Raw genomic sequence first — 21966 nt, forward strand, 5'->3', positions numbered from 1 at the left:
TATGCTTGCCCCCCATCCCTTTGGCCGCGAAATCACCGCCGAAGCGCTGATCGAGAAATTTACCGCACTGAAACAGTGGGAAGATCGTTATCGCCAACTGATCATGCTGACGAAACAATTGCCGCCGCTGCCAGAGGCATTGCGCGCAGCGGAAATGGAGTTGAGCGGCTGTGAAAATCGGGTCTGGCTGGGGCATCAGTTACTGGCGGACGGTACGCTGCACTTTTATGGCGACAGCGAAGGCCGCATCGTGCGCGGCCTGTTGGCGGTACTGCTAACGGCGGTAGAAGGAAAAACGCCGCAGCAGATAGCGGCGATGGATCCCCTGGCACTGTTTGATCAACTGGCGTTACGTGCTCAACTCAGCGCCACCCGAGCCAGCGGGCTGGCAGCACTGGCTGCTGCCGTGAAGGAAATGGCCGCTCGCTACGCCTGACGCGCGGCTTTCGCCACCATCTTCTTCAGCGCATGGGAAACGGCGACAAAACCAAAGGTAGCGGTAACCATGGTTGCCGCGCCAAATCCCGCACTACAATCCATTCGTTTTGGCCCTTCCGCAGTACTGCGCGATGCGCAAACGCTGCCATCTGGCTGTGGGTAAACCAGCGGTTCGCTGGAAAATACGCAGTCGATACCCAGTTTGCCCTTGCTGTTCTTCACCACGTTGAAATCATTTTTCAATCGCTCACGCAGCTTGGCCGCCAGCGGGTCCTGTATGGTTTTGGCCAGATCGACCACCGCAATCTGGGTCGGATCTATCTGACCACCTGCACCGCCGGTAGTGACCACCGGGATCTTGTAACGGCGACAATAGGCCAGCAGCGCGGCCTTAGGCCTTACGCTGTCAATCGCATCAATAACATAGCTAAAATTGTTATTCAGCAGCTCGGCAACGTTGTCCGCAGTAATAAAGTCGTCAATGCAGGTCACCCGGCATTCCGGGTTGATCGCCAGAATGCGCTCCGCCATCACTTGTGTTTTTGACTGGCCCACATGCTGACGCAGCGCATGAATTTGGCGGTTGGTGTTAGTGACGCAGACATCATCCATGTCAATCAGCGTAATAGCGCCAATACCGGTGCGCGCCAACGCCTCTGCCGCCCAGGAGCCCACGCCGCCGATGCCAATCACGCAAATGTGCGCCTGGGCAAACAGCGCCAGGGCCTGCTGACCGTACAAACGTGCCGTGCCGCCAAAACGCTGCAGGTAGGCTTCAGAATAGGCTGTGCTCATAACGCTTTAATACCTTAACATTACAAATGATGAGGGCCGGAAATCCGGCCCTTGCGGGTCAATCGATCGTTGTAAAACTTAGTGCTGTTAGCGGGTAACCAACAGCGAACCACCGGAAGCGGAACCGTTCTGGCTGGTGAACAACGGCGCGTTAACGTTAGCGCCTTTCAACACCCAAACGCGGCCGTAGTGGTTGTAAAAACCGGCCGAGTGACCGGCATCCGGCCCGATGCCCTGGTACATATCGAAGTGCTGGCCTTTGATCGCCCCACCCACGTCCAGAGCCACCATCAGGCGCATCTCATATTTTCCCGTGAATTTACCCTTGTTGTCCAGTAGCGGCACCTCTGCCAGCAGCGTGGTCCCCGCCGGGATCAGTGAGCGATCGGAAGCCACCGACGCCTTGGCAACCAGCGGCACGGCGCTGGCGCCCCGTACCGGCGCAAAGGCTTCAGGACGGAAGAAGACAAAGGAAGGGTTTTGCTCCAGCAACTCGCGCACTTCGGCGGCGCTGTGGGTGTCTGCCCACTGGCGGATCGCCTGCATCGACATATCCGCCTTGGCCACTTCACCGCGATCGATCAGCACCTTACCAATGCTGCGATACGCATGGCCGTTCTTACCGCCGTAGCCGAAGAACACCAACGGCTGACCGTTGCCATAATCCACATAACCACTGCCCTGGACTTCCATCATAAAGTTGTCCATCAGCGAGTTGGTGTACGCCACAATATAGCGGTCATCCAGCGCACCCGAGTAAATGCCCGCGCGATCGGGCAGACGGCCTTTACCTTTTGGCGGCATGCGGTACAGCGGGTAGCGGAACTCGCCCTGCTGGGTATAACGAGCCTGCAGCACCGGCGTGTAGTAACCGGTAAACTGCACGTTGCCATAGCTGTCCACGCCTTCCATTTGGTAAGCGCTGAGGCCGTATTGGTTCAGAGTGCGAGTGTCGGCCCCGGATGCCATCCAGCTTTGTACCGCCTGGAAGGTAGTGTTGTTGCGATTAAAAAGTGAAGGAGAGGCATATTTAATCTCCATCAGCTGATCCGAGTAATCCTTGGCATTAACCGGTACGCCCCTGGCGTTGGGTTGGTTCACCAACTCCAGCGACTGATCCAGGTGACCATCCTTATATTGTTGTCCCCGGTCGGTCGGCTTGGAAGAACAGCCCGCCAGTACCGCTACCATTAACCCGCTCAGCAGGTATTTGCCCCAACGTCCTTTCATCGCGCACACTCTCTACATATATGATCTACCGGCGAACGATAACAAACGCCCATAGATAAAGGAATCGCCGCCAATAAAAAAAGCCTCAGGGGCAATAACGATGAAAAAGAGCGCAGATTGCGGACTAATCCAGCAGAAAGACTGTTTTAGTTCAATTAAATGCAAAAAGGGTTGCAACAAAATGCACGGAGAGTATAGTGCGCTTCCATCGGACGCGGGGTGGAGCAGCCTGGTAGCTCGTCGGGCTCATAACCCGAAGGTCGTCGGTTCAAATCCGGCCTCCGCAACCAACCGATATTGCCAGAGGCAGTATCAATAAAGTGTTGGATTCGATGAAAAAGAAAGTATTATACGGACGCGGGGTGGAGCAGCCTGGTAGCTCGTCGGGCTCATAACCCGAAGGTCGTCGGTTCAAATCCGGCCCCCGCAACCAACAGATACTGTACCAGCGGTATCACATGAAATGTTGGTTTCGATAATACAAGCATTAAGACGGACGCGGGGTGGAGCAGCCTGGTAGCTCGTCGGGCTCATAACCCGAAGGTCGTCGGTTCAAATCCGGCCTCCGCAACCAATCTTAATGACTACAAATAAGCACCTTAACGGGTGTTTTTTTGTATCTGAAATCCGCCAAGAATCGACCGGGCAGCCGCCCAGCCGTTTCCGCATTAGCCTTACCCTCTGCGCGCTACCGCACCACCGTTGGCAAAGTACGCCTTGATACCCGCCAGAATAGATTCCGCCACCTGCTGCTGGAAATGCGTGGTACGCAGCTTGCGTTCTTCTTCGATGTTGCTGATAAACGCCGTCTCAACCAGAATAGAAGGGATGTCTGGCGCTTTCAATACCGCAAAACCGGCCTGATCGACACGGTTCTTATGCAAACGGTTTATTTTACCCATTCGGTTCAGCACTTCCTTACCAAATTTCAGGCTGTCATTGATGGTCGCGGTTTGTATCAGATCAAACATGGTGTGATCCAGGTAGCGGTCACCGCTTTTGCTTACGCCGCCGATTTGGTCGGATTCATTTTGGGTCTGCGCCAGGAACTTCGCCGCCGAACTGGTGGCACCTTTGGTCGACAGCGCAAATACCGATGATCCACGTGCGGCCCGGCTGGTAAAGGCATCGGCGTGGATGGACACAAACAGGTCAGCACGCTGCTTACGCGCCTTCGCCACCCTCACCTTCAGCGGAATGAAGACGTCTTCATTGCGCGTCATAAACACCTTCATATTCGGCTCACGCTTGATTAACGTGCTTAGCCGGCGTGCAATCTGCAATACGATGTCTTTTTCACGTGTTTTGAATTTACCAATCGCTCCTGGATCTTCGCCACCGTGACCGGGATCCAGCATGATAACAATCGGTCGGTCACGCCCCGCCTTACCGGCTTGTGGCGCTTCAGCTGGCAACGTACGCTCAAGATCGCCCTTGTTGTAATCTTCCAGTAACGCCAGCAGCGGATCATAGTCTTCGCCACTGCCGCCCTTGCTCGGGTACAAGTCCATCACCAGACGATTGCGGTATTCCGGCACCGGCGCCAGAGTGAACATGTGCGGGCTGACGCTGCGCTTAAGCTCCAGCACCAACCGGACGGTATTTTGATCAAACTGACCAACGCGCGCCTGTTTCAGGTAGGGATCGTCGTCACGTACCTGGCCGACGATGCCCTTCAGCACGCTGTTGAGCTGTATGCCTTCGATATCCACTACCACGCGATCGGGATTGGTCAGCGCAAACTGCTTATATTTCAGTTCAACGTTAGATTCGAGCGTCACCCGGGTATAGGTGGAGGAAGGCCAAACGCGTACGGCAATGACGTGCGATGAGGCAGCGAAACCAGTGCGACTCACACTCAGCAACCAGCTTGCGGCAACCCCCTGTAATAAACGACGGCGGCCCAGATTGTGATTTGAGTTTGGCATGCGGCTCCAGCAGTGGTAACAGATTAAAACAGATGAAAAAAACACCAGTTAACAGGAATGCCGAAAACTTTAACCAATCATTCCGGTGCTGTCATCAGAAAATCTTTTTATGGTTTTTCAATTTATTAACGATTCAGCGCCCCCGGCAAAGAAATAGAGATAATTTCTCACTTGCCATTAGGGCAAGAAAAGAATAAAAATACAAAAATGTCGTATAAATATGCAAATGAGGTTTGGCCGTGAAGGAACGTAGTACAGAGCTGGTCCAAGGATTCCGTCACTCAGTTCCCTATATCAACGCCCACCGTGGCAAGACGTTTGTCGTTATGCTGGGTGGCGAAGCCATAGAACATGAGAACTTTGCCAACATCGTTAACGACATCGGGTTGCTGCATAGTCTGGGTATTCGTTTGGTGGTGGTTTATGGCGCGCGGCCGCAGATCGACGTCAATCTGGCGCAGCATAATCTCGAACCGATTTACCACAAGCATACCCGCGTCACCGACGCCCATACGCTGGAGCTGGTTAAACAGGCGGCGGGTCTGCTGCAACTGGATATCACCGCCCGGCTGTCAATGAGCCTCAACAACACACCATTGCAGGGCGCGCATATCAACGTGGTCAGCGGTAACTTTATCATCGCCCAGCCGCTGGGTATTGATGACGGAGTGGACTACTGCCACAGCGGCCGCATCCGCCGTATTGATGAAGAAGCCATTCACCGTCAGCTCGACAGCAACGCCATCGTGCTGATTGGCCCGGTGGCCGTTTCCGTCACCGGCGAAAGCTTCAATCTGACCTCGGAAGAGGTGGCAACCCAGTTGGCAGTCAAGCTGAAGGCCGAGAAAATGATCGGCTTCTGTTCGTCACAGGGGGTCACCAATCAGGAAGGCACTATCATTTCCGAACTGTTCCCTAACGACGCGCAAAAACGCATCGAAGAACTGGAAGAGCATGGCGACTATCATTCCGGCACCGTGCGCTTCCTGCGCGGCGCGGTGAAGGCCTGCCGCAGCGGCGTGCGCCGCAGCCACCTGATCAGCTATCAGGAAGACGGTGCGCTGGTGCAAGAGCTGTTTTCACGCGATGGTATCGGCACCCAGATAGTGATGGAGAGTGCTGAACAGGTACGCCGGGCGACGATTAACGATATCGGCGGCATCCTCGAGCTGATCCGTCCGCTTGAACAGCAGGGTATTTTGGTGCGTCGCTCACGTGAGCAACTGGAGATGGAGATCGACAAGTTCACCATTATTGAGCGCGATAACCTGACCATCGCTTGCGCAGCGCTGTACCCGTTCCCGGAAGAGAAGATTGGCGAGATGGCCTGCGTTGCGGTTCATCCTGACTACCGCAGTTCGTCACGGGGAGAAATGCTGCTCCAACGGGTGGAAAGTCAGGCACGCCAGATGGGCCTGAATAAACTGTTTGTGCTGACTACGCGCAGCATCCATTGGTTCCAGGAGCGTGGCTTCACACCGGCGGAAGTCGACGTGCTACCGGTTGAAAAACAGGCGCTGTACAACTACCAACGCCGTTCCAAGATTTTGCTGGCGGATCTGTAATTGTTGGCGGGCGCAGTGTGCTGCGCCCTTGTCCATTCTCGCTTAAGCCTTGATCTGCAACCGCTCCGCCAACCCGCTACGGCGCTGGGTCGGGGTACGGATCGCCCGCATCAAAACCGCATCGATGGCATACAGCGAAAGCTGCCTGCGAGCGCGGGTGATTGCGGTATACACCAGTTCGCGGGTCAGCACCGGCAGGAAATGATTGGGCAGCACCAGTACCGTATGGTCAAACTCCGAGCCCTGTGACTTGTGCACCGTCATCGCATAAGCGGTTTCATGCGCCGGTAAACGGCTCGGCTGCACCGACTTGATGCTGCCGTCCGGCAGTTGAAAATGAACGCGGAGTTCGCCGCTCTCATCCCGCAAGGCAATGCCAATATCGCCATTAAACAGCCCCAGAGCGCTGTCATTGCGACCAATCATCACCGGACGGCCGGAATACCAACGCCCAGCGGCTCCCGGCTTACGCTGGATCAGGCCGGCACGTTGCAGCCCCGTCTCAATGCGTTCATTTAAGCCGGCGATGCCGAAAGGCCCCTCTCGCAGCGCGCACAGCACCTGGAAATGACCGAACGCCGCCAACACCGCCACAGCGTCCGCCCCTTCACCCACCAGCCGCAGATAATCACGGTAACCCGCCACACAGGCATCCAACAATGCCTGATAGTCTTGAGTTTCAGCCAGTGGATAACCGCTAACGTCAGCGAAACTGCCGCTGATCGCCGCCATTGCCCGTTTGCCATCACCGGCGTTCACGGCAAAGGCCAATTGACCAATGCCCGAATTGGCATCAAACCGGTAGCTTTTGCGCAACAGGCACAGACTATCGCGTACCGCAGCTTCCGCCTGGGCAGTTTGCCCCTGCAGCAGGCAGCCGGTCAGCCGCGTAAGTTGCTGCGCACGCGTCACGCTGTAACCTTGCTCGGCAAAGCGGCAAATATCTCCCAGTACCGCCCCGGCCTCTACCGAAGCCAGTTGATCGCGATCGCCCAGGAAAATCACCCGTGCCTGAATGGGCAAGGCGGCAATCAAACGCGCCATCATAGGCAGGTCGACCATGGAGGCCTCATCGACGACCAGTACGTCCAGATGCAGCCGGTTGCCACTGTGATAACGCATACGCTGACTGTTGGGCTGAGCGCCCAGCAGACGATGCAACGTGGAAGCTTCGGTAGGGAACAGCGCACGCTGCTCCAGGGTTAGCGTCAGCTGCTTGCTGGCACTGCCCAGGGATTCGGTTAAACGCGCCGCCGCTTTGCCGGTAGGAGCCGCCAGCTGGATGCGCAAACGCCTCCCTTCGTCGAACTGCACCAGCGCCGCCAGTAATTTAGCGACCGTGGTGGTCTTACCGGTGCCCGGTCCACCCGAAATCACCGCAATACGTCGCGTGGCGGCCACCGCGGCAGCAATTTTCTGCCAGTCGGGTTCATCGGTCGCCTCACCAAATAATTGGTCGAGAATAGCACGCAGCTCGGTCTCTTCGACCGCCTGAGGTAGACTGTCGCTACTGATACTGTCGCCTCTAATAAAGGCGGCAACCTCACCCTCGTTCTGCCACATGCGCTGCAGATACAAGCGCTGCTGTTGCAACACCATCGGCATCGCGGTACTGCCATCACCCACCGCCGCACTGGCCGACAGCCGCCGTTGCCAACCGGCCACATCCAACTGCCCTGCCGCCACCCACGCAGCCTGCGCCAGCTCCGGATGACGTCCGTCAAAAAGGTTTTCCGGCAGCAGTTGCTCTAGCATCAGGCAAACGTGACCCGCGCCAGCCTCCGCGCTGAGGCAGGCAGCAGCCAGCAGCATCTCAGGCTCATCCGCTCCAGCGACTACGCGGGCGAACTGCAAATCCAGTGGGCGTAACACGCCAAGCGCCTGTGCCTGTTCCAGTAGAGCGATCATGATGCATCCCCCACCGCAACGGTTTTACCACTGAATAACAAATCCATGCCTTCCACCAATGGCTCCTGAGGGCGGCAGGTAAAAATGCCGCTGCCCGGATGCTGTGCATCCACACCGCGCAGGAACAGATAAATCACCCCGCCGAAGTGCCGCTGATAATCATAATCCGGCAATCGATGGCGCAGATAGCGGTGCAGTGCCAGCGTGTATAGCTGGTACTGCAAGTCGTAACGATGTTCCACCATCGCCTGTTCCATCGCCGGTTGGGTATAGGCGCTGCTGTCTTCGCCCAACCAGTTGGATTTGTAATCCAGCAGGTAATATTTCCCCTGCCAGCAGAACACCAGGTCGATAAATCCTTTCAGCATCCCCTGCACCTGTTGGAAATCCAACTCAGGGCAACGGGCAGAAAGTGGATCGTAACTTTTCACCAGATTATCCAGCTCACGCGCCTGCAACAGCTGCTCGATCGGCAGATAAAACTGCAGCTCAGCCTGCTTATACTGCGGGGCCAGCGCTGACAAAGCGACGCCGGTATCATTAAGCGGGGTGTTTAACAGCACCTGCATCCACGCCAGCAGTATCGGTTGCCAGTGTTCGCCAAATCCTTGTTTTTGCAACTGCTCCAACATCCACGCCTCATCGAGCGGTTGGGTAAAGTCGATCGTTTCAAACAGGCTGTGCAGGAAGGTTCCCGGCCCGGCGCCACGTGGAAAGGTATGCGGTGTGAGCGCTGGCTCACTGTCCTGCGCCTGCTCGCCGGCGGCATCAACATCCAACCTTGGCAACAAATCCTGCATCAGGCTCGTGCCGTGCTGTTGCAGACCGGTATAGCTGGTCACCCGCCAGAAATCCTGCACCTGGCGTGAGAAATGTTTCGCCGCCAGCTCGGTCAAGTCTGGCGTTTGCGGCTGCCAAGGGTACTCGTCCAGAGTTTCGACCCGCGATAGCGCAACACCATCGACGGCCAATTGTTGCAGACATTGCTGCAGATAAGCCGCATCGCCGGCCTGACCGGCCTGCACCAGATAGCCCAGCGCGCTGCGGTGTAAATCGCTATCACCCTGCTTTTTGCGGGTCCCCTGTATCAACGGCGCAATGCCGATGCTGCAGTGGTATACCGAACGGGTCAGCGCGACATACAGCAGGCGTAGATCTTCCGCCAGCCGCTCCTCCTCCGCCCACTCGATACTTTGCTCATCGGCGTCGAGATCCAGCAGGGCCTGGAAACTGTGGCGATCGTGGTACAGCACCTGCTGCTGCTGGCGGAAATTGCCAACGAACGGCAGCCATACCAGATCGAACTCCAGCCCTTTGGATTTATGGATGGTGATCACCTGCACCAAATGGCGGTCGCTTTCCAGCCGTAGCTGCTGGTTGTCGGACTGCCGATTCGGCTGAGCAATCTGCTGCGCCAGCCAACGCACCAGTGCATGTTCGCTGTCGAGCTGTGCGGAGGCTTCCTGCAATAGCTCGCCCAGATGCATCACATCGGTCAACCGGCGCTCACCGCCGAGGCTGGCCAACAGGTTTTCTGCCAGATGGCGCTGATTCATCACCTCACGCAGCATCGGCAACACGCCGCGACGCAGCCACAGCGTGCGATATTTATCGAACTCATTGACCAGGGCATCCCAGGCACGCTCATCCTGGTTCAAGCCGTCCAGCGCCTGCGCGTCCAGCCCCATCAGCCCTGTCGCCATGGCACTGCGCAGCGTACGTTCCTGCTCCGGTGCCAACACTGCCTGAAGCAGCCACAGCAAATCCTTGGCTTCTGGCGTATCGAACACGCTGTCGCGGTTGGACAGATAAACCGAAGGGATCGCCAGTGCACTCAGGGCGTCGCGCACTAATGCCGCCTCATTGCGGCTGCGCACCAGCACGGTAATGTCTGACGCCTCTACCGCCCGCCGTTTTTCGCCTTCGACCAGCCAGGCCTGCTGGTTTTGCCCGGCGCTGAGCCAGTCGCGGATTTGCGTGGCGCACAGACGTGCCATTAATTGTTGGTACTCACTAACGCCGACACCTTCCCCCTGTTGCAGCCAGAATTGCATCGCAGGCTGCGGCTGGTTGTGCAGCTCAAACGCCAGCCCCCGATTTTTCTCGGCGGCGACCACCTCAACAAAGGGAATTTGGCCGAACAGGAAAGGTTTTTCCACCTGCGCAAACAGATGATTAACGCTTTCCACCATCGCCGGTGAGGAGCGCCAGTTGGTTTCGAGCGTATAGTGGGCGCTTACCTCTGAACGGGCGCGCATATAAGTAAAGATATCGGCACCACGGAAAGCGTAAATTGCCTGCTTGGGATCGCCGATCAGCAGCAGGCCGCATTCCGGCCTGCCGACATAGAGTTTTTGGAAGATGCGGTATTGCTGTGGATCGGTATCCTGGAACTCATCGATCATCGCCACCGGGTAACGCTGGCGGATCGCCTGTGCCAAACGTTCACCCCCGTCACTCTGCAATGCACTGTCCAGCCGACTTAACAGGTCGTCAAAACCCAGCTCAGCCCGCTGACGTTTCTCCTGCTGAATGGACAAACGTATCTCGCTCAGCGCCCGCGCCATGATCAAATCACGCAGCGTCAGAGGTTCATCGAACAGTTCGTCGATCGCCACAAACAATGCATGGCGCGGCGGTTCGCCTTTTTTAGTTTTCTCCAGCAGTACCGACTGACGGAATTTATCCAGCTCTTTCGGCAACTGATAGTCTTGGGTTTCCAGCACCACCCATTCACCGACTTTGTGCAACCAGTTAGGCAGGTTTTTGCTGCTGTAACTGCGCTTATCAACGCCGGACTGGCTGATCAACGCTTCCAGCTCGCCCGCTGCCGCCAGCCACTGCACTTTAATGGCGTCAATACGCGCCACGATTTGCTCATGGCGCATCAGCACCGTTTCTTCATCCTTCGGCGGCCGACGCAGCATGGGCGCTTCGCCATGCAGATAACCGGAAAGATCGGCCAGCAGCGCTTCCGGGCCGCTCCACTCCTGGCTCACCGCCCGGGCCACTCCGATCGGCAACGGATAACAATGGCGACGCCAAAAGTCCGCACAGGCCTGACGGCGCAGCGGCAGTTCATCCTGCACCAGCGTTTGCTCAAACAGAATGCCGGACTCGAAGGCGTTGTGGGTCAGCATACGCTGGCAAAAACCGTGGATGGTATAGATTGCCGCTTCGTCCATCTGCCGTTCGGCGGCCAGCAGTTGCGCAGCAGCATCCGGCAGATCGTCAATTTCCGCCATTAATGCATTAAATAATGGGTCTTTACTGCTGCCACGCACGCAGGCAATGCGTAAGCCATGGATATTGCTGCGGATACGTCCACGCAACTCCTCAGTGGCGGCCTCGGTAAAGGTCACCACCAGGATCTCCTCTACCGTCAGCGGCCGGGGAAAGGCTGCCGCCTGGCCCAAGCCAAGCAGCAGACGCAGATATAACGCACCAATGGTAAAGGTTTTACCGGTCCCCGCCGACGCTTCTATCAACCGCTCGCCAAACAGCGGCAACGTTAGCGGGTCAAGTCGCTGCGGAGTGGTCCCTGTCATGGCATCGCCACCTTACGCGGCAAGGTTTTCTGCAGCGCAGAGGCGTTTGGATACGTTACCCAGTTCGGCTGTACGGCGTAATCCGCCTTCTCTTGCCCACTGCCGCTCACCTGCGACAACACCGCCAGCCCCTGCGGCTTAATCACCGCCTGGTGGAAATAATCCGCCAGTTTGGTCGGCGTCAACTGCTTGATCTGCTCAATCAGCTTATGACGGGTATCAAATGCGAAGTTGCCACGGTCAAAGTCATTGGAGAAGCGGCCGGCTTCTTCGCTCAGGGTCTGCGGACGCTGCTTCAGCTCGTTGATCATCGCTTGCTTATACTGCTCGAAGTCCGCTTCTTTCATCTCGCGCAGGCGTTTCTCGGTTTTCGGGTAGAAATCCTGATAGCGCTGATACAGGTACGCCGGTTGCTTGCTGTTACTTTGCAGCAGGAAACCAATGCCCCACTGACGGCCGACGGACATCGGGAAAGCAAACACCGCGTAGCCAAGTTGTTCCTGAGTACGCAGCTGGCTGTAGAACCATGGCTGGATAATTTGGCCCAGCAACGAGCTGTAAGCCATACCGGTCACTTCGTCGTAGCCGGTCGGCACATACACTGCCGCCAGCGCCGAGTCGGTGCTGCTGCCTGCCCGCTGCAGATTGGCCAACTGGTTTTTAGTCACTTCAACGTCTTCGCCGTGCCACCATTCAATGCCGGTACAACCCAGACGGTGTTTCAGCGTGGAGGCCAGGGTATCCACCTGCTGCTTGCTCATATTGCCCACCACCAACAACTCCGGTGTTGCCTCAGCCAGCAGGCTGTCACGGTAGGCCAGCACATCTCTCAGCGTCAGGGTTTTCAGCACCTCACGGCGCTCACTGCGTTCTGAGTAAGGCACGCGAGAAACCATCTGCACCGGTTGGATAGCCAGTTCAAACGCTTTGCCTTTCTCGGCCGAATCCAGCTGTTCCAGATACCAGGATTTGGCCTGCGTCAGTTGATCTTCGGTCGGTGTGAAACTGGAGTAGCCCTCGATCAGCGAGGTCAGCAATTGCGGCAGACGCTGGGTAAAACCATTGGCGTTGAACTCCAGACCGTTGTTCGGCGAGGTTGAGAAACTCAGCCCGCCAACCGAAGCCTGATAGCTCAGTTGGTCCAGTGATATCCCGGCCAGATAGTCAGTCAAAGAGAACAACACCTGGTTGCGTGCAGAATCCATGGTTTTTGCATTGCGGAATACCACTGTGACGTCAGCCTTCGGCTCGTCGGCAAAGTAACGGCTCGGCATATACAACACACGCAGACCCGGTTGGTCGACCACCATCTCCGGTTTTTTAAACTCGTGCGAAGGTTTGGTCAGGCTGAAATCATCTGGAATATACGGGTTCAGCGTAGGTAACGACAGGCTGATCCCTTTACCCAGTTGCTGCCACTGCTCAAAGCGCTGCTGAGTGATTTTATCGACCTGATACGGCGCATTGACGAAGTAGGCCATCTTGTTATGCGGCTCATTCGGGCTGACGAACCAGATACGCGCATTTTGTGGCGTCATGGCGTCCAGACGTTCGGCAATGGCTTTGACGTCATAGCGGTCGGCCAGATAAGGCGAATCCAGCGTATGTTCGACCGGCACGCGCAGCATGGTATCCACCAGCCATTCGATGTAGTCCATATCACGGGTGATCGACGGATAGCGGAAATCCAGATTCAGGACGTGGGAAATCTCATCAAAATAGCTTTGCTTAATACCTTCGCTGCGCAACATTTTCAGATAGTTGAAGATGGCCGCAACCACTTCGTCACGCTTGGCCAGGCCTTTATCGGTCAGCGAGACGCTGATCGAGAATACGCCGCCGTTGCGATCGACCATAGGATCGGCCCCGGCATTGATGGCATCCGCCAACCCCTGCTTTTGCAGCCAGTCAGACAGGGTATTTTGGCTGCGGTTGCCAATCAGGTAACTGATGTAGGTATCGGTCTTGCTGCGGAATTCGGCGCTGTTATTGTCGATGCGGAATTCTACTTTCAACTGTTTGCGCGGCTGGGCCGGCACATAATGAATAATGATGCCCTGCTGTTCAGGGGTGACCGCCGGGACTTTGATCGGCGGTACGCTGGCGTCTCGATTAGGAACCTTGCCAAAGGTTTTGGCCGCCAGTTCAGCCAGTTCCGGCAATGGCTGGTTGCTGTACAGCACCCCCATCATCAGATTGGCAGAATAATAACGCTGATAGAATGCCGTCAGCTCATCGTGCAGCTTGCTGCCCGGCTTGTCTTTTAGGGTATCAAGGTTACCGCCAGAGAAACGCGCGCTCGGGTGAGCCGGGTTCAGCGTTTCTGCCCCAACCTGCGCCATGCGCATACCGTCACGTGAGCGTGCCATCGTCAGTTCAGCGTTGACCGCATTACGTTCACGATCGGCATTGTCCGGATCCAGCAGCGGCTCGGCGATGGCGTCCGCCATGCGATCTACCGCCGGGGCCAGCGCGTCGTTTTCCACTTCCAGATAAAACGCAGTGCGATAAGACGCGGTGCTGGCGTTATGGCTGCCGCCGTGCTTCTTCAGGAACTCCGACAGGTTTTCCGGTTGCGGATAGCGCTTTGACCCCATCAGCACCATGTGCTCCAGGTAGTGCGCTAACCCAAGCTGAGTGTTCGGATCTTCCAGCGAGCCTACCGGCAGCGCCAGCGCCGCCAGTGATTTCGGCGCCTGAGCATCGGAAACCAACAGCACGGTCATACCGTTCGTCAGCTTGATCGCCTGGTACTGGCGCGGATCGTGATCGCTTTTGTTGATCTTCTCCGCCAGCGGTTGCCATCCCTGTGCGGCCCAGCTCAACGGTGCCCAAAACATAACCACTAATACTAACCCGGTGATGCGGGCCAACTGTCTGCGCATATCCAAAATGAACCCCTATTCAGACGCCGTCGCGCCACATCCCTGACGTTGACGGCGTACATCAAAACAACACATCAAAATCTATACCCTATGAATTTCAAGCTGCAGCTTGAAAGGCGGCGGGTCTATATGCCTGTACGTTATGTAAGACCGGAGCTAACCCCGATAGTTGAATATAACCCTGATTATTTTTACCACCTCCGGGCAATCAGTACCACCGGGGGATTTTACCCGTTGCCTTTCAAGTCGCAACGTTGTTACCTGCACTCGTTCACCCCAGTTACTTACCAGAGTAAGCGCCTGGGGATGAACGAGCTGGGTGCCTGGCTGCAACTAGAAATTCATAGGGTAAATAACTCTATGTAATGCCACAGGATCAGCCTAGGTTATACCGTGCCACCGGTAACAGATAACGCTCTGTTTCGGCCAGAATTTGCGCTAAATAAATATTATCTAACTGGCGGAATACCCGCTGTACATAAGGGTCTTCACCTTCGCCCGGAATGCGTTGATCGCCCTGCCAGGTTTGTAGCAGCTTGCCCCTGGCCTTGATTTGTACCTCTTCATCCCAGTCAATCTGCTGCGTTTGTGGCTGGTAGCACTGGCTCAACCATGCCCAGCCGCTTTTGTTCAACAAAAGTAACGGCTGACACAGGCCGCGCTGATAACCCGCCACCAGTTCGGCCAATTGCTCGCGGGCCTCTTCCGTGCTTAATGCGGCAAAGCGCCAGACAGCCCCTTTACGCCCGTAAATGCGACTTTCACCGCTGCCCCCGACGCAGCAGTACACCAGATGTTCCAGCCACAGTAATATGCCGTCGACTGCCGATAAAGTTGATGGTCGCCAGCGCAGCAGCCCATCGCCTTGTACCTGGTGTAACCAGCCGCTGATGCGTACACCGGCAATGTCGATATCCAGTTCCAGGCTGTGCCCTTCGCTACGTTCAGCGCGGACCTGTTCGGCCAGCTCGCTCATCTCTTCCTGCTGTTTCTGCCAGTAAATTTCGCCGAAGGGACCAAAAGGCAACCCGCCGGCGGCGCGCACCCGTTGAAACAGGCGGCTGGCATCCTCGCCGTCAATCAGGGTGTTCAGTAGTTGGCTGTTGAACTGATAGCGGCTGAGGTTATCCAGGGTGAAGGGTTCTTCATCTGGCAGTTCGGTTTCTTCCAAGATGAAACTGACCCCTAACCGCAGTTGGAAGAAAGCGCGGATCGGGTGGCGGTAGAAGCGCAATAAATCGTCCAGCGAGATCTGAGTTTTCTCATCCGGCAGCAAGGGCTGATTAAACGGCGGATGTGCCGCACCGCGCCGATCGGCGGCAGGCAGCCATTCTGCCGCGTAGCTTTGATCTTCGGTGTCGGGCAGAAAATTCTCGGCAGCGAACGGCATGCGTGAATGCCAGTTAAGCAAGTGTTTACCCACCCGACGTGCGCTACCATCAGCGTCCAGATGTTCATCGCCCGGCAGGCAATAACTTTGCTCCAGATACTCCAGTAGTTCAGTCACCAGCACCGAGGGATAACGCTCGCTGTTATCCTGAATGGAGCGGCCAATAAAGCTGATGTACAGCCGTTGCTGCGCCGACAAAATCGCTTCCAGGAACAGGTAACGGTCATCATCTCGGCGGCTGCGGTCACCGCGTTTGACCTGTTGCGCCATCAGATCAAAGCCTAACGGCGGCAGAGTGCGCGGATAAACCCCGTCGTTCATGCCCAGCAGGCAAACCACTTTGAATGGGATAGAACGCATAGGCATCAGCGTACAGAAGTTAATTTGCCCGGCCAGGAAACGCTGGCTGATGCGTTCCTGATCGAGGCGTGCCGCCAACTCGTCCCGCAGGATAGACAGCGGGACCTCATCGGGATAGCGCGCCGCCAGCCCGAACTCAAACAGCTTGTTCCACTCCCGCTCTATCAGTGCCAACACCACTTCCGTTTCGCCGTCCTGCTCAAAGAAGGTCTCAAGCAGTTGGCGACACAGTGGCTGCCACTCTGGCAAAGAACGCGCCTGTCCCAGCCGTTGCCGCCAACGACTCAGCGCCGCCAGCAGCTCCGCCAGTTGCCCGGCCAGTTCTGCCACCAGTCCGCTCGACTCGTCATAGGGTAAAACGCCCTGCCAATCACCGGCATTGCTGTCCATCGCGTAACCCAGCAGCATGCGTGTAATGCCAAATTGCCAGGTATGCTGGCCGGTCGCCGGCAGATCCAATTCACGCACGTTGTCGTCATCCAGCCCCCAGCGCACACCAGACTCACCAACCCAATGGCGCAACAGGCGCAATCCTTCCTCCCGAATGGAGAAACGCGCCGCCAGTGCCGGCACCTCCAGCAAAGCCAGTACCTGTTCTGAGGTAAAGCGGCTCTGCGGCAGATCCAATAACGAAATAAACGCCTGTAGCACCGGGTGCGCCTGGCTGGCTTTTCGGTCAGAAATGGCAAACGGCAGATAGCGTTCGGGTGAGGCGTTACCGAATACCGCCTGAATATAAGGGGTGTAGCTGTCGATATCCGCCACCATCACGATGATGTCACGCGGCGTCAGCTCAGGATCGTCCGCCAGCATGCTCAACAGTTGGTCATGCAGCACTTCCACCTCACGCTGCGGGCTGTGGCAGGCGTGCAGGCTGATAGACCTGTCGGCCGGATCCAGTCGACGTTTGGTGTCGCTCCTCTCCAGCGTTGCCGGGGTGGTACCGATCACCGCGCTGTTCTTCAGCTCCAGCATATCGTGCTGAATGCCATGCAGCAGGTTATCCGCTGGGATATCCACAAAGGCAAAAACTTCCTCTGAGGATTCGATCTGCGAGAGTAAAAAGTGGTGGTCGCGCCCCAGCTTGCCCCATGAAGCCAACAGCGGGTTCGGCAGGTCTTGCTCGCCGGCGTCGTTAAACAATGCAGAGGCGTTATCAGGATCCCTGAATAACGAATATTCTGTTTTATCGCGATAATGCTGCCTTTTGCGGCTCTGTAATTTCGCCAGGAAGGACTGGCTCTGAATGTCCCCCCAATAGTAGTGGCAGGGGTTGGTGAACATCAGATGAATATCGATATGCTTGCCCAGCGCCTGCAGCGCTTCCAGATAGACCGGCGGCAAGGCCGAGATGCCGCAGATAAACACCCGAGGCGGCAACCCCACAGGTGGGGTTTCAGCTTTATCTAACGCGCTGATAAAACGGCGATACAAATTGGCACGATGCCATTCCGGTTGCCCCAGTTCCTGAGTGTATTCGACCAGTCGTGCCCACAGGGGCGCCTGCCACTGCTGCGCTTCCGCCAATCCGTCAATACACTCGCCTTTCTGCCAGCTTTCCAGCCATTGCGGACGATACACCAGATATTGGTCAAACAGGTCGGCTACCCGGCCGGCAAGCTGGTGAATCTTACGCTTGTCGCCGTCGTCGGTGAGGTAATGCTGCAGCGGGGCAAATTCAGGCTGAGTGAGCAGATCGGGCAGCAGCCACATCAGCTTCCAGGTCATGGCGTCTTTGCTGAAGGCGCTCTCTTTCGGGATACCCGGTAACACCCGGGTAAACATGTCCCAGATGAAGGTAGCCGGCAACGGGAAAGCGATGTTGGCAGCAATGCCAAACTGTTCCGCCAACTGCATCTGTAGCCACTGCGCCATACCGGGGCTCTGCACCAACACCACTTCCTGTTGAAAAGGATCGGCCAATGGCTCTCTGGCTATCAACGCGCTGGTTAACGTTTTCAGCAAATCCAACTGATTGGAATGATAAACCCTAAACATTGGGAGCTCCCTTAAAACAAAATATCTGCCGGTTCACTGACGCTTGCAGTACCAACGACTGAGTTCCGCCCACTGCCGTTGGGGCGTTTGTATTCTTACCGTCAGCCGTTGGCAGGCGGCTTGCGGAGTGCTTAACCCGGTCTGACGCTGCCATCCGGGGGACGGAAGCGGTAGCCCAACATCAACCCGCCCGGTAGCGGCGAAAACTTCCAATTGCTGATGCGCCAACGACCAGGCCTGTCGATACTGCCACTGACGCTGAAACGACTGCAACAGCACCTGATGATACTGTAACAACCCCAGCAGCGACACCGCGAACAGCAAAGCGGCAATCAACACCTCCGGCAGGCTGAAGCCCCGCTGACGCCATAGCTTGCTACTCCGCACAGTCAGCCTGCTTTTTTTCAGGGCAAAAATCCAACCAGCCGCCGGTTTCCGCTCTTAGTCCGATGTCGCCCCCTGAACCATCAGGTTGGGTTCGTTGATATAACCGCAACGGTTCCCCACGGCTCACCTGCGCATCACCACGTACCAGCACCATGCCTGCCTGAGAGGATAACTTTGCACAGGCCCGCAATTCGCCGGTTTGCTGGCACCACCAGCCGTTGGCGGCGAGCCTGCCGCGTGGCCAGGACTGCGCAACACCCCAACTGAGCCCCGAAGCGGCCTGATTGTAAGCCTGTAAATAATGCTTCTCGTCGGCAGCCAGCAGCAAAGCACTGTCCAACTGGCGATGCTGGGCATTCAACAGCATCAGCCCCATCACCAGCAGCATCATCACTGCCGCCAGGGTGCTGCCTCCCCGCTGCCCACCAGCGCTCATGGCAGCGAGGCCATATTAACCGCCCACTGCAGACTGCGCCGTATACCGCCATCCGCTTTTGAACGGCCACTCAAGGTCAAGGTAACCCAGCGTTTACCACTGTCGCCCGCCTTCACCTTGACGCTGAAGGCTTCAATGCGTACTTCGTCGTTATCCAGGAGACGCTCCCAGCCAGTGCCATGGCAGTGTCTCACCCCACGTTGCCCTTCCAGCCGACCTTGCCGTAAACGGTAACCGAAGTATCCAGCGTCAGCGCCGAGAGTTTCCCAGCGCCCGTTGCGGGTGATGTCATAGGCGACTATCACGCAACTTCCCACGGCCTCCCCACCCACTCGGCCAATCAACAAGGGTTGCCCCTGGCACTGACCGACACAGAAACCGGCGCGGCGTAGATCTTTCTCAATGCCAAAGGCTAACTGCCGCAGCACCGACTCCAGCCGATAATGCCGGCCAACATCGACACTATGCTGGCGTAATACCGGATAAGTTTTAGCCGCCGCCAACGCAATCAGGCTGCCAAACGTCAGCGCCAGCATCACCTCCGGCAAGGTAAAACCACGTTCTAGGGCTGGCATGTCGCAATTCCTCTTATGCTCACGCCTTCACTGCATAGCCGTAGCCGCCCCTTGGCAGACAGCACCAACCGCAGGCTACCAGCGCCATTGCGGAGCAAGATATGCCCGGCCTGCGCATTGTTACGCAGGCCATAAAACCCCATATCCTTTTGAGTAAAACCCGCCAGTTGCACGTCCCGATAGCCGGGGCTGAACACATCATCGCCGAGCGCTGTACAATCCACTGGCGCCTGGCCGCTGCCGATGCACCAGGGATCGCCGGTTTTAAAATCCAGCAATGCCGTGCGGTTGCGCCAGTTGGCATCCGCCTGTAACCGGGTGAGAAATGCCAGCAGTTGCTGCGCGGTATGTTCCAACTGCAGAGCCTGTTGATAATGACGCCAGTGGCTAACCCCCCAACCAGTCAGCAGGCCTGCCAGGGTTATCACCACCAGCAGCTCAATCAGCGTCATCCCGCGCTGGCCATCAATGTTGAAAGTCATCTTGTCATTCATGGCGGCCAGTGTAACCCGGGGCAGCGCAGGATAAAGACGGAGTTACCCGAGCTGAAGCACGCCACGCAACCTTTCTATGAAACTGACGGGCGAAACCAACAAAATGCGAAGCAGAACGCAGAAACAACCAAGACGGGATCGGCAAAAATAAACAAGGGCGCAACCAGTGCGCCCTTGGGGATCAATCATCGGGTAAAAATCAGATGGCAACCGGTGCCTTGATGGCGGGGTGCGGATCGTAACCTTCGATTTCAAAGTCTTCGAAACGGTAATCGAACAGCGATGCCGGTTTGCGTTTGATCACCAGCTTCGGCAAGGCACGCGGTTCACGCGTCAGCTGCAGCTGGGTTTGTTCCATATGGTTGCTGTACAGATGGGTATCGCCGCCGGTCCAGACGAAATCACCCACTTCCAGGCCACATTGCTGCGCCATCATATGGACCAACAGCGCATAGCTGGCAATGTTGAACGGCAGGCCGAGGAACACATCGCAGGAACGCTGGTACAGTTGGCAAGACAATTTGCCATCCGCCACGTAAAACTGGAAGAACGCATGGCACGGTGCCAACGCCATCTGATCCAACTCCCCCACGTTCCAGGCTGAAACAATGATACGGCGCGAATCCGGGTCCTGCTTCAGCTGGTTCAGCACGGTAGTCAATTGATCGATCTGACGACCGTCCGCCGTCCCCCAGGCACGCCACTGTTTGCCATATACCGGGCCAAGACTGCCGTTTTCGTCGACCCACTCGTCCCAAATGCTGACGTTGTTTTCCCGCAGATACGCCACGTTGGTATCGCCATTCAGGAACCACAGCAATTCATGGATTATCGAACGCAGGTGACACTTCTTGGTAGTAACCAGCGGAAACCCTTCCTGCAAATTGAAACGCATCTGGTGGCCGAATATCGACAAGGTGCCAGTGCCGGTACGGTCGGCTTTAGGGGTGCCCTCGGCGAGCACTTTGTTCATCAAATCCAGATACTGTTTCATTTGTTCCTCACGACAGTTGTTGCTGTGGGCGGCGACGATACGCCCAAATCATCATAATAATACCGGCCACCACCATAGGAACTGACAGGATCTGCCCCATGCTGATTACGCCGTCAAACAGGCCGAGCTGGGCATCCGGCTGGCGGAAGGCTTCGACAATAATACGGAATGCACCATAACCAATCAGGAACAGGCCGGAGACGGCCCCCATTGGCCGCGGTTTGCGGATAAACAGGTTCAGAATGATAAACAGCACCACGCCTTCAAGCAGCAGTTCATACAGCTGGGACGGGTGACGCGGCAACACGCCGTATTGGTTCAGGAGCGGCAGCAGTTGCGGATCGGCGGCGGCAAGCGCCACGTCTTCTGCACGCGAGCTTGGGAACAGCATCGCCCATGGGGTATCGGTAGTCACACGGCCCCAGAGCTCACCGTTGATAAAGTTACCCAAACGGCCGGCACCCAGACCGAACGGGATCAGCGGGGCGATGAAATCAGAAACCTGGAAGAAGGTGCGTTTGGTGCGGCGAGCGAACCAGAACATCACCAGGATCACCCCCATCAGACCGCCGTGGAATGACATGCCGCCATCCCAGACTTTAAACAGATAGAGCGGGTTCTCCAGGAACAGCGGCAGATTGTAGAACAGCACATAACCCACGCGACCACCGACGAACACACCTAGGAAACCGGCGTACAGCAGGTTCTCTACTTCATCCTTGGTCCAGCCGCTGCCGGGTTTGTTAGCCCGGCGTACCGCCAGCCACATGGCAAAAACAAAGCCAACCAGGTACATCAGACCGTACCAATGCAGAGAAACCGGGCCGATAGAGAAAATCACCGGATCAAATTTAGGAAACGCCAGATAGCTATTGGTCATCTATCACCACAACATGTCTATTATTCTTCCCCATCCGGGGGCGGCAGGTGCCAAACGCGGTGAAACTCAGCGGGAACACTATTTTTCCGTGGCTTTCAACGCAGTTGAGGAAGCGGATAATAGCATAAGCTTAACCGCCTCCGGACTGGCACGCC

At 56.6% G+C, this 21966-nt stretch carries 15 protein-coding genes and 3 tRNA genes; 5 read left to right on the forward strand and 13 right to left on the reverse strand.

The genetic code is table 11. The features are described 5' to 3' along the window. The first annotated feature begins 1 nt into the window (after position 1). Positions 2–436, forward strand: coding sequence for a cysteine desulfurase sulfur acceptor subunit CsdE (csdE, locus tag ACUTQ5_RS15075; RefSeq protein WP_261094120.1), 435 nt, complete (start codon positions 2–4; stop codon positions 434–436). Here csdE and tcdA read toward each other — a convergent pair. Next, the gene (gene tcdA, locus ACUTQ5_RS15080; protein ID WP_261094121.1) at positions 427–1233 is read right to left on the reverse strand and encodes a tRNA cyclic N6-threonylcarbamoyladenosine(37) synthase TcdA; all 807 of its coding nucleotides are present in this window, start codon (positions 1231–1233) and stop codon (positions 427–429) included. The genes csdE and tcdA overlap by 10 nt on opposite strands. An 87-nt stretch (positions 1234–1320) precedes the next feature. Then, the gene (mltA, locus tag ACUTQ5_RS15085) at positions 1321–2463 is read right to left on the reverse strand and encodes a murein transglycosylase A (protein ID WP_445651915.1); all 1143 of its coding nucleotides are present in this window, start codon (positions 2461–2463) and stop codon (positions 1321–1323) included. Between the two features lie 213 nt (positions 2464–2676). Between mltA and ACUTQ5_RS15090 the strand changes: the two genes are divergently transcribed. The 3 genes from ACUTQ5_RS15090 to ACUTQ5_RS15100 all read left to right on the forward strand — a co-directional run bounded on the left by ACUTQ5_RS15090 (position 2677) and on the right by ACUTQ5_RS15100 (position 3037). Further along, a tRNA-Met gene (locus ACUTQ5_RS15090) sits at positions 2677–2753 on the forward strand. A 66-nt stretch (positions 2754–2819) separates the two neighbouring features. Beyond that, a tRNA-Met gene (locus ACUTQ5_RS15095) sits at positions 2820–2896 on the forward strand. A 64-nt stretch (positions 2897–2960) separates the two neighbouring features. Then, positions 2961–3037: transfer RNA gene (locus tag ACUTQ5_RS15100), tRNA-Met, on the forward strand. A gap of 100 nt (positions 3038–3137) precedes the next feature. Here ACUTQ5_RS15100 and amiC read toward each other — a convergent pair. Beyond that, entirely contained in the window at positions 3138–4391 is a 1254-nt protein-coding gene (gene amiC / locus ACUTQ5_RS15105; RefSeq protein WP_445651916.1) for an N-acetylmuramoyl-L-alanine amidase AmiC, read from the reverse strand. Positions 4392–4630: 239 nt separating this feature from the next. Here amiC and argA point away from each other — a divergent pair, with 239 nt between their 5' ends. Continuing rightward, positions 4631–5956 (forward strand): amino-acid N-acetyltransferase, encoded by a 1326-nt coding sequence (gene argA, locus ACUTQ5_RS15110; RefSeq protein ID WP_261094123.1) that lies wholly within the window; start codon positions 4631–4633, stop codon positions 5954–5956. 42 nt (positions 5957–5998) lie between these two features. Here the strand turns inward: argA and recD are convergent, their stop codons facing one another. From recD to lgt, 10 genes are all read right to left on the reverse strand, one after another. Then, positions 5999–7864: an exodeoxyribonuclease V subunit alpha gene (recD, locus tag ACUTQ5_RS15115; protein ID WP_445651917.1), complete on the reverse strand. Its 1866-nt coding sequence runs from the start codon at positions 7862–7864 to the stop codon at positions 5999–6001. Then, positions 7861–11412 carry an exodeoxyribonuclease V subunit beta gene (gene recB / locus ACUTQ5_RS15120; protein ID WP_445651918.1) on the reverse strand — a complete coding sequence of 1184 codons (3552 nt, stop codon included), beginning with the start codon at positions 11410–11412 and terminating at the stop codon, positions 7861–7863. Before recB ends, recD begins: the two co-directional genes overlap by 4 nt. Further along, a complete protein-coding gene (ptrA, locus tag ACUTQ5_RS15125) occupies positions 11409–14297 on the reverse strand; it encodes a pitrilysin (RefSeq protein ID WP_445652025.1) in 2889 nt (962 codons plus the stop codon). Before ptrA ends, recB begins: the two co-directional genes overlap by 4 nt. Positions 14298–14673: 376 nt before the next feature. Further along, positions 14674–18045: an exodeoxyribonuclease V subunit gamma gene (recC, locus tag ACUTQ5_RS15130; protein WP_445651919.1), complete on the reverse strand. Its 3372-nt coding sequence runs from the start codon at positions 18043–18045 to the stop codon at positions 14674–14676. A 33-nt stretch (positions 18046–18078) separates the two neighbouring features. Then, positions 18079–18432 (reverse strand): prepilin-type N-terminal cleavage/methylation domain-containing protein, encoded by a 354-nt coding sequence (locus ACUTQ5_RS15135; RefSeq protein ID WP_261110397.1) that lies wholly within the window; start codon positions 18430–18432, stop codon positions 18079–18081. Next, a complete protein-coding gene (locus ACUTQ5_RS15140; protein ID WP_445651920.1) occupies positions 18422–18868 on the reverse strand; it encodes a YgdB family protein in 447 nt (148 codons plus the stop codon). Before ACUTQ5_RS15140 ends, ACUTQ5_RS15135 begins: the two co-directional genes overlap by 11 nt. Then, positions 18865–19443: a prepilin peptidase-dependent protein gene (locus ACUTQ5_RS15145; RefSeq protein ID WP_445651921.1), complete on the reverse strand. Its 579-nt coding sequence runs from the start codon at positions 19441–19443 to the stop codon at positions 18865–18867. Before ACUTQ5_RS15145 ends, ACUTQ5_RS15140 begins: the two co-directional genes overlap by 4 nt. After that, a complete protein-coding gene (locus ACUTQ5_RS15150; RefSeq protein ID WP_445651922.1) occupies positions 19431–19937 on the reverse strand; it encodes a prepilin peptidase-dependent protein in 507 nt (168 codons plus the stop codon). Before ACUTQ5_RS15150 ends, ACUTQ5_RS15145 begins: the two co-directional genes overlap by 13 nt. Before the next feature lie 199 nt (positions 19938–20136). Then, on the reverse strand, positions 20137–20931 hold the full coding sequence (gene thyA, locus ACUTQ5_RS15155) for a thymidylate synthase (RefSeq protein ID WP_445651923.1): 795 nt from the start codon (positions 20929–20931) through the stop codon (positions 20137–20139). A 7-nt stretch (positions 20932–20938) separates the two neighbouring features. Continuing rightward, on the reverse strand, positions 20939–21811 hold the full coding sequence (gene lgt, locus ACUTQ5_RS15160) for a prolipoprotein diacylglyceryl transferase (RefSeq protein ID WP_445651924.1): 873 nt from the start codon (positions 21809–21811) through the stop codon (positions 20939–20941). Positions 21812–21966: the final 155 nt, after the last annotated feature.

The organism is Serratia sp. NA_112.1 (assembly GCF_052691715.1).

Bases quoted from the DNA above. Each gene is read 5' to 3' on its own strand.
- recB (WP_445651918.1), bottom strand. From the start codon at position 11,412: ATGACAGGGACCACTCCGCAGCGACTTGACCCGCTAACGTTGCCGCTG.
- lgt (WP_445651924.1), bottom strand. From the start codon at position 21,811: ATGACCAATAGCTATCTGGCGTTTCCTAAATTTGATCCGGTGATTTTC.
- ACUTQ5_RS15145 (WP_445651921.1), bottom strand. From the start codon at position 19,443: ATGCCAGCCCTAGAACGTGGTTTTACCTTGCCGGAGGTGATGCTGGCG.
- thyA (WP_445651923.1), bottom strand. From the start codon at position 20,931: ATGAAACAGTATCTGGATTTGATGAACAAAGTGCTCGCCGAGGGCACC.
- csdE (WP_261094120.1), top strand. From the start codon at position 2: ATGCTTGCCCCCCATCCCTTTGGCCGCGAAATCACCGCCGAAGCGCTG.
- amiC (WP_445651916.1), bottom strand. From the start codon at position 4,391: ATGCCAAACTCAAATCACAATCTGGGCCGCCGTCGTTTATTACAGGGG.
- ACUTQ5_RS15140 (WP_445651920.1), bottom strand. From the start codon at position 18,868: ATGAGCGCTGGTGGGCAGCGGGGAGGCAGCACCCTGGCGGCAGTGATG.
- recD (WP_445651917.1), bottom strand. From the start codon at position 7,864: ATGATCGCTCTACTGGAACAGGCACAGGCGCTTGGCGTGTTACGCCCA.
- recC (WP_445651919.1), bottom strand. From the start codon at position 18,045: ATGTTTAGGGTTTATCATTCCAATCAGTTGGATTTGCTGAAAACGTTA.
- mltA (WP_445651915.1), bottom strand. From the start codon at position 2,463: ATGAAAGGACGTTGGGGCAAATACCTGCTGAGCGGGTTAATGGTAGCG.
- ptrA (WP_445652025.1), bottom strand. From the start codon at position 14,297: ATGCGCAGACAGTTGGCCCGCATCACCGGGTTAGTATTAGTGGTTATG.
- ACUTQ5_RS15150 (WP_445651922.1), bottom strand. From the start codon at position 19,937: ATGAATGACAAGATGACTTTCAACATTGATGGCCAGCGCGGGATGACG.
- tcdA (WP_261094121.1), bottom strand. From the start codon at position 1,233: ATGAGCACAGCCTATTCTGAAGCCTACCTGCAGCGTTTTGGCGGCACG.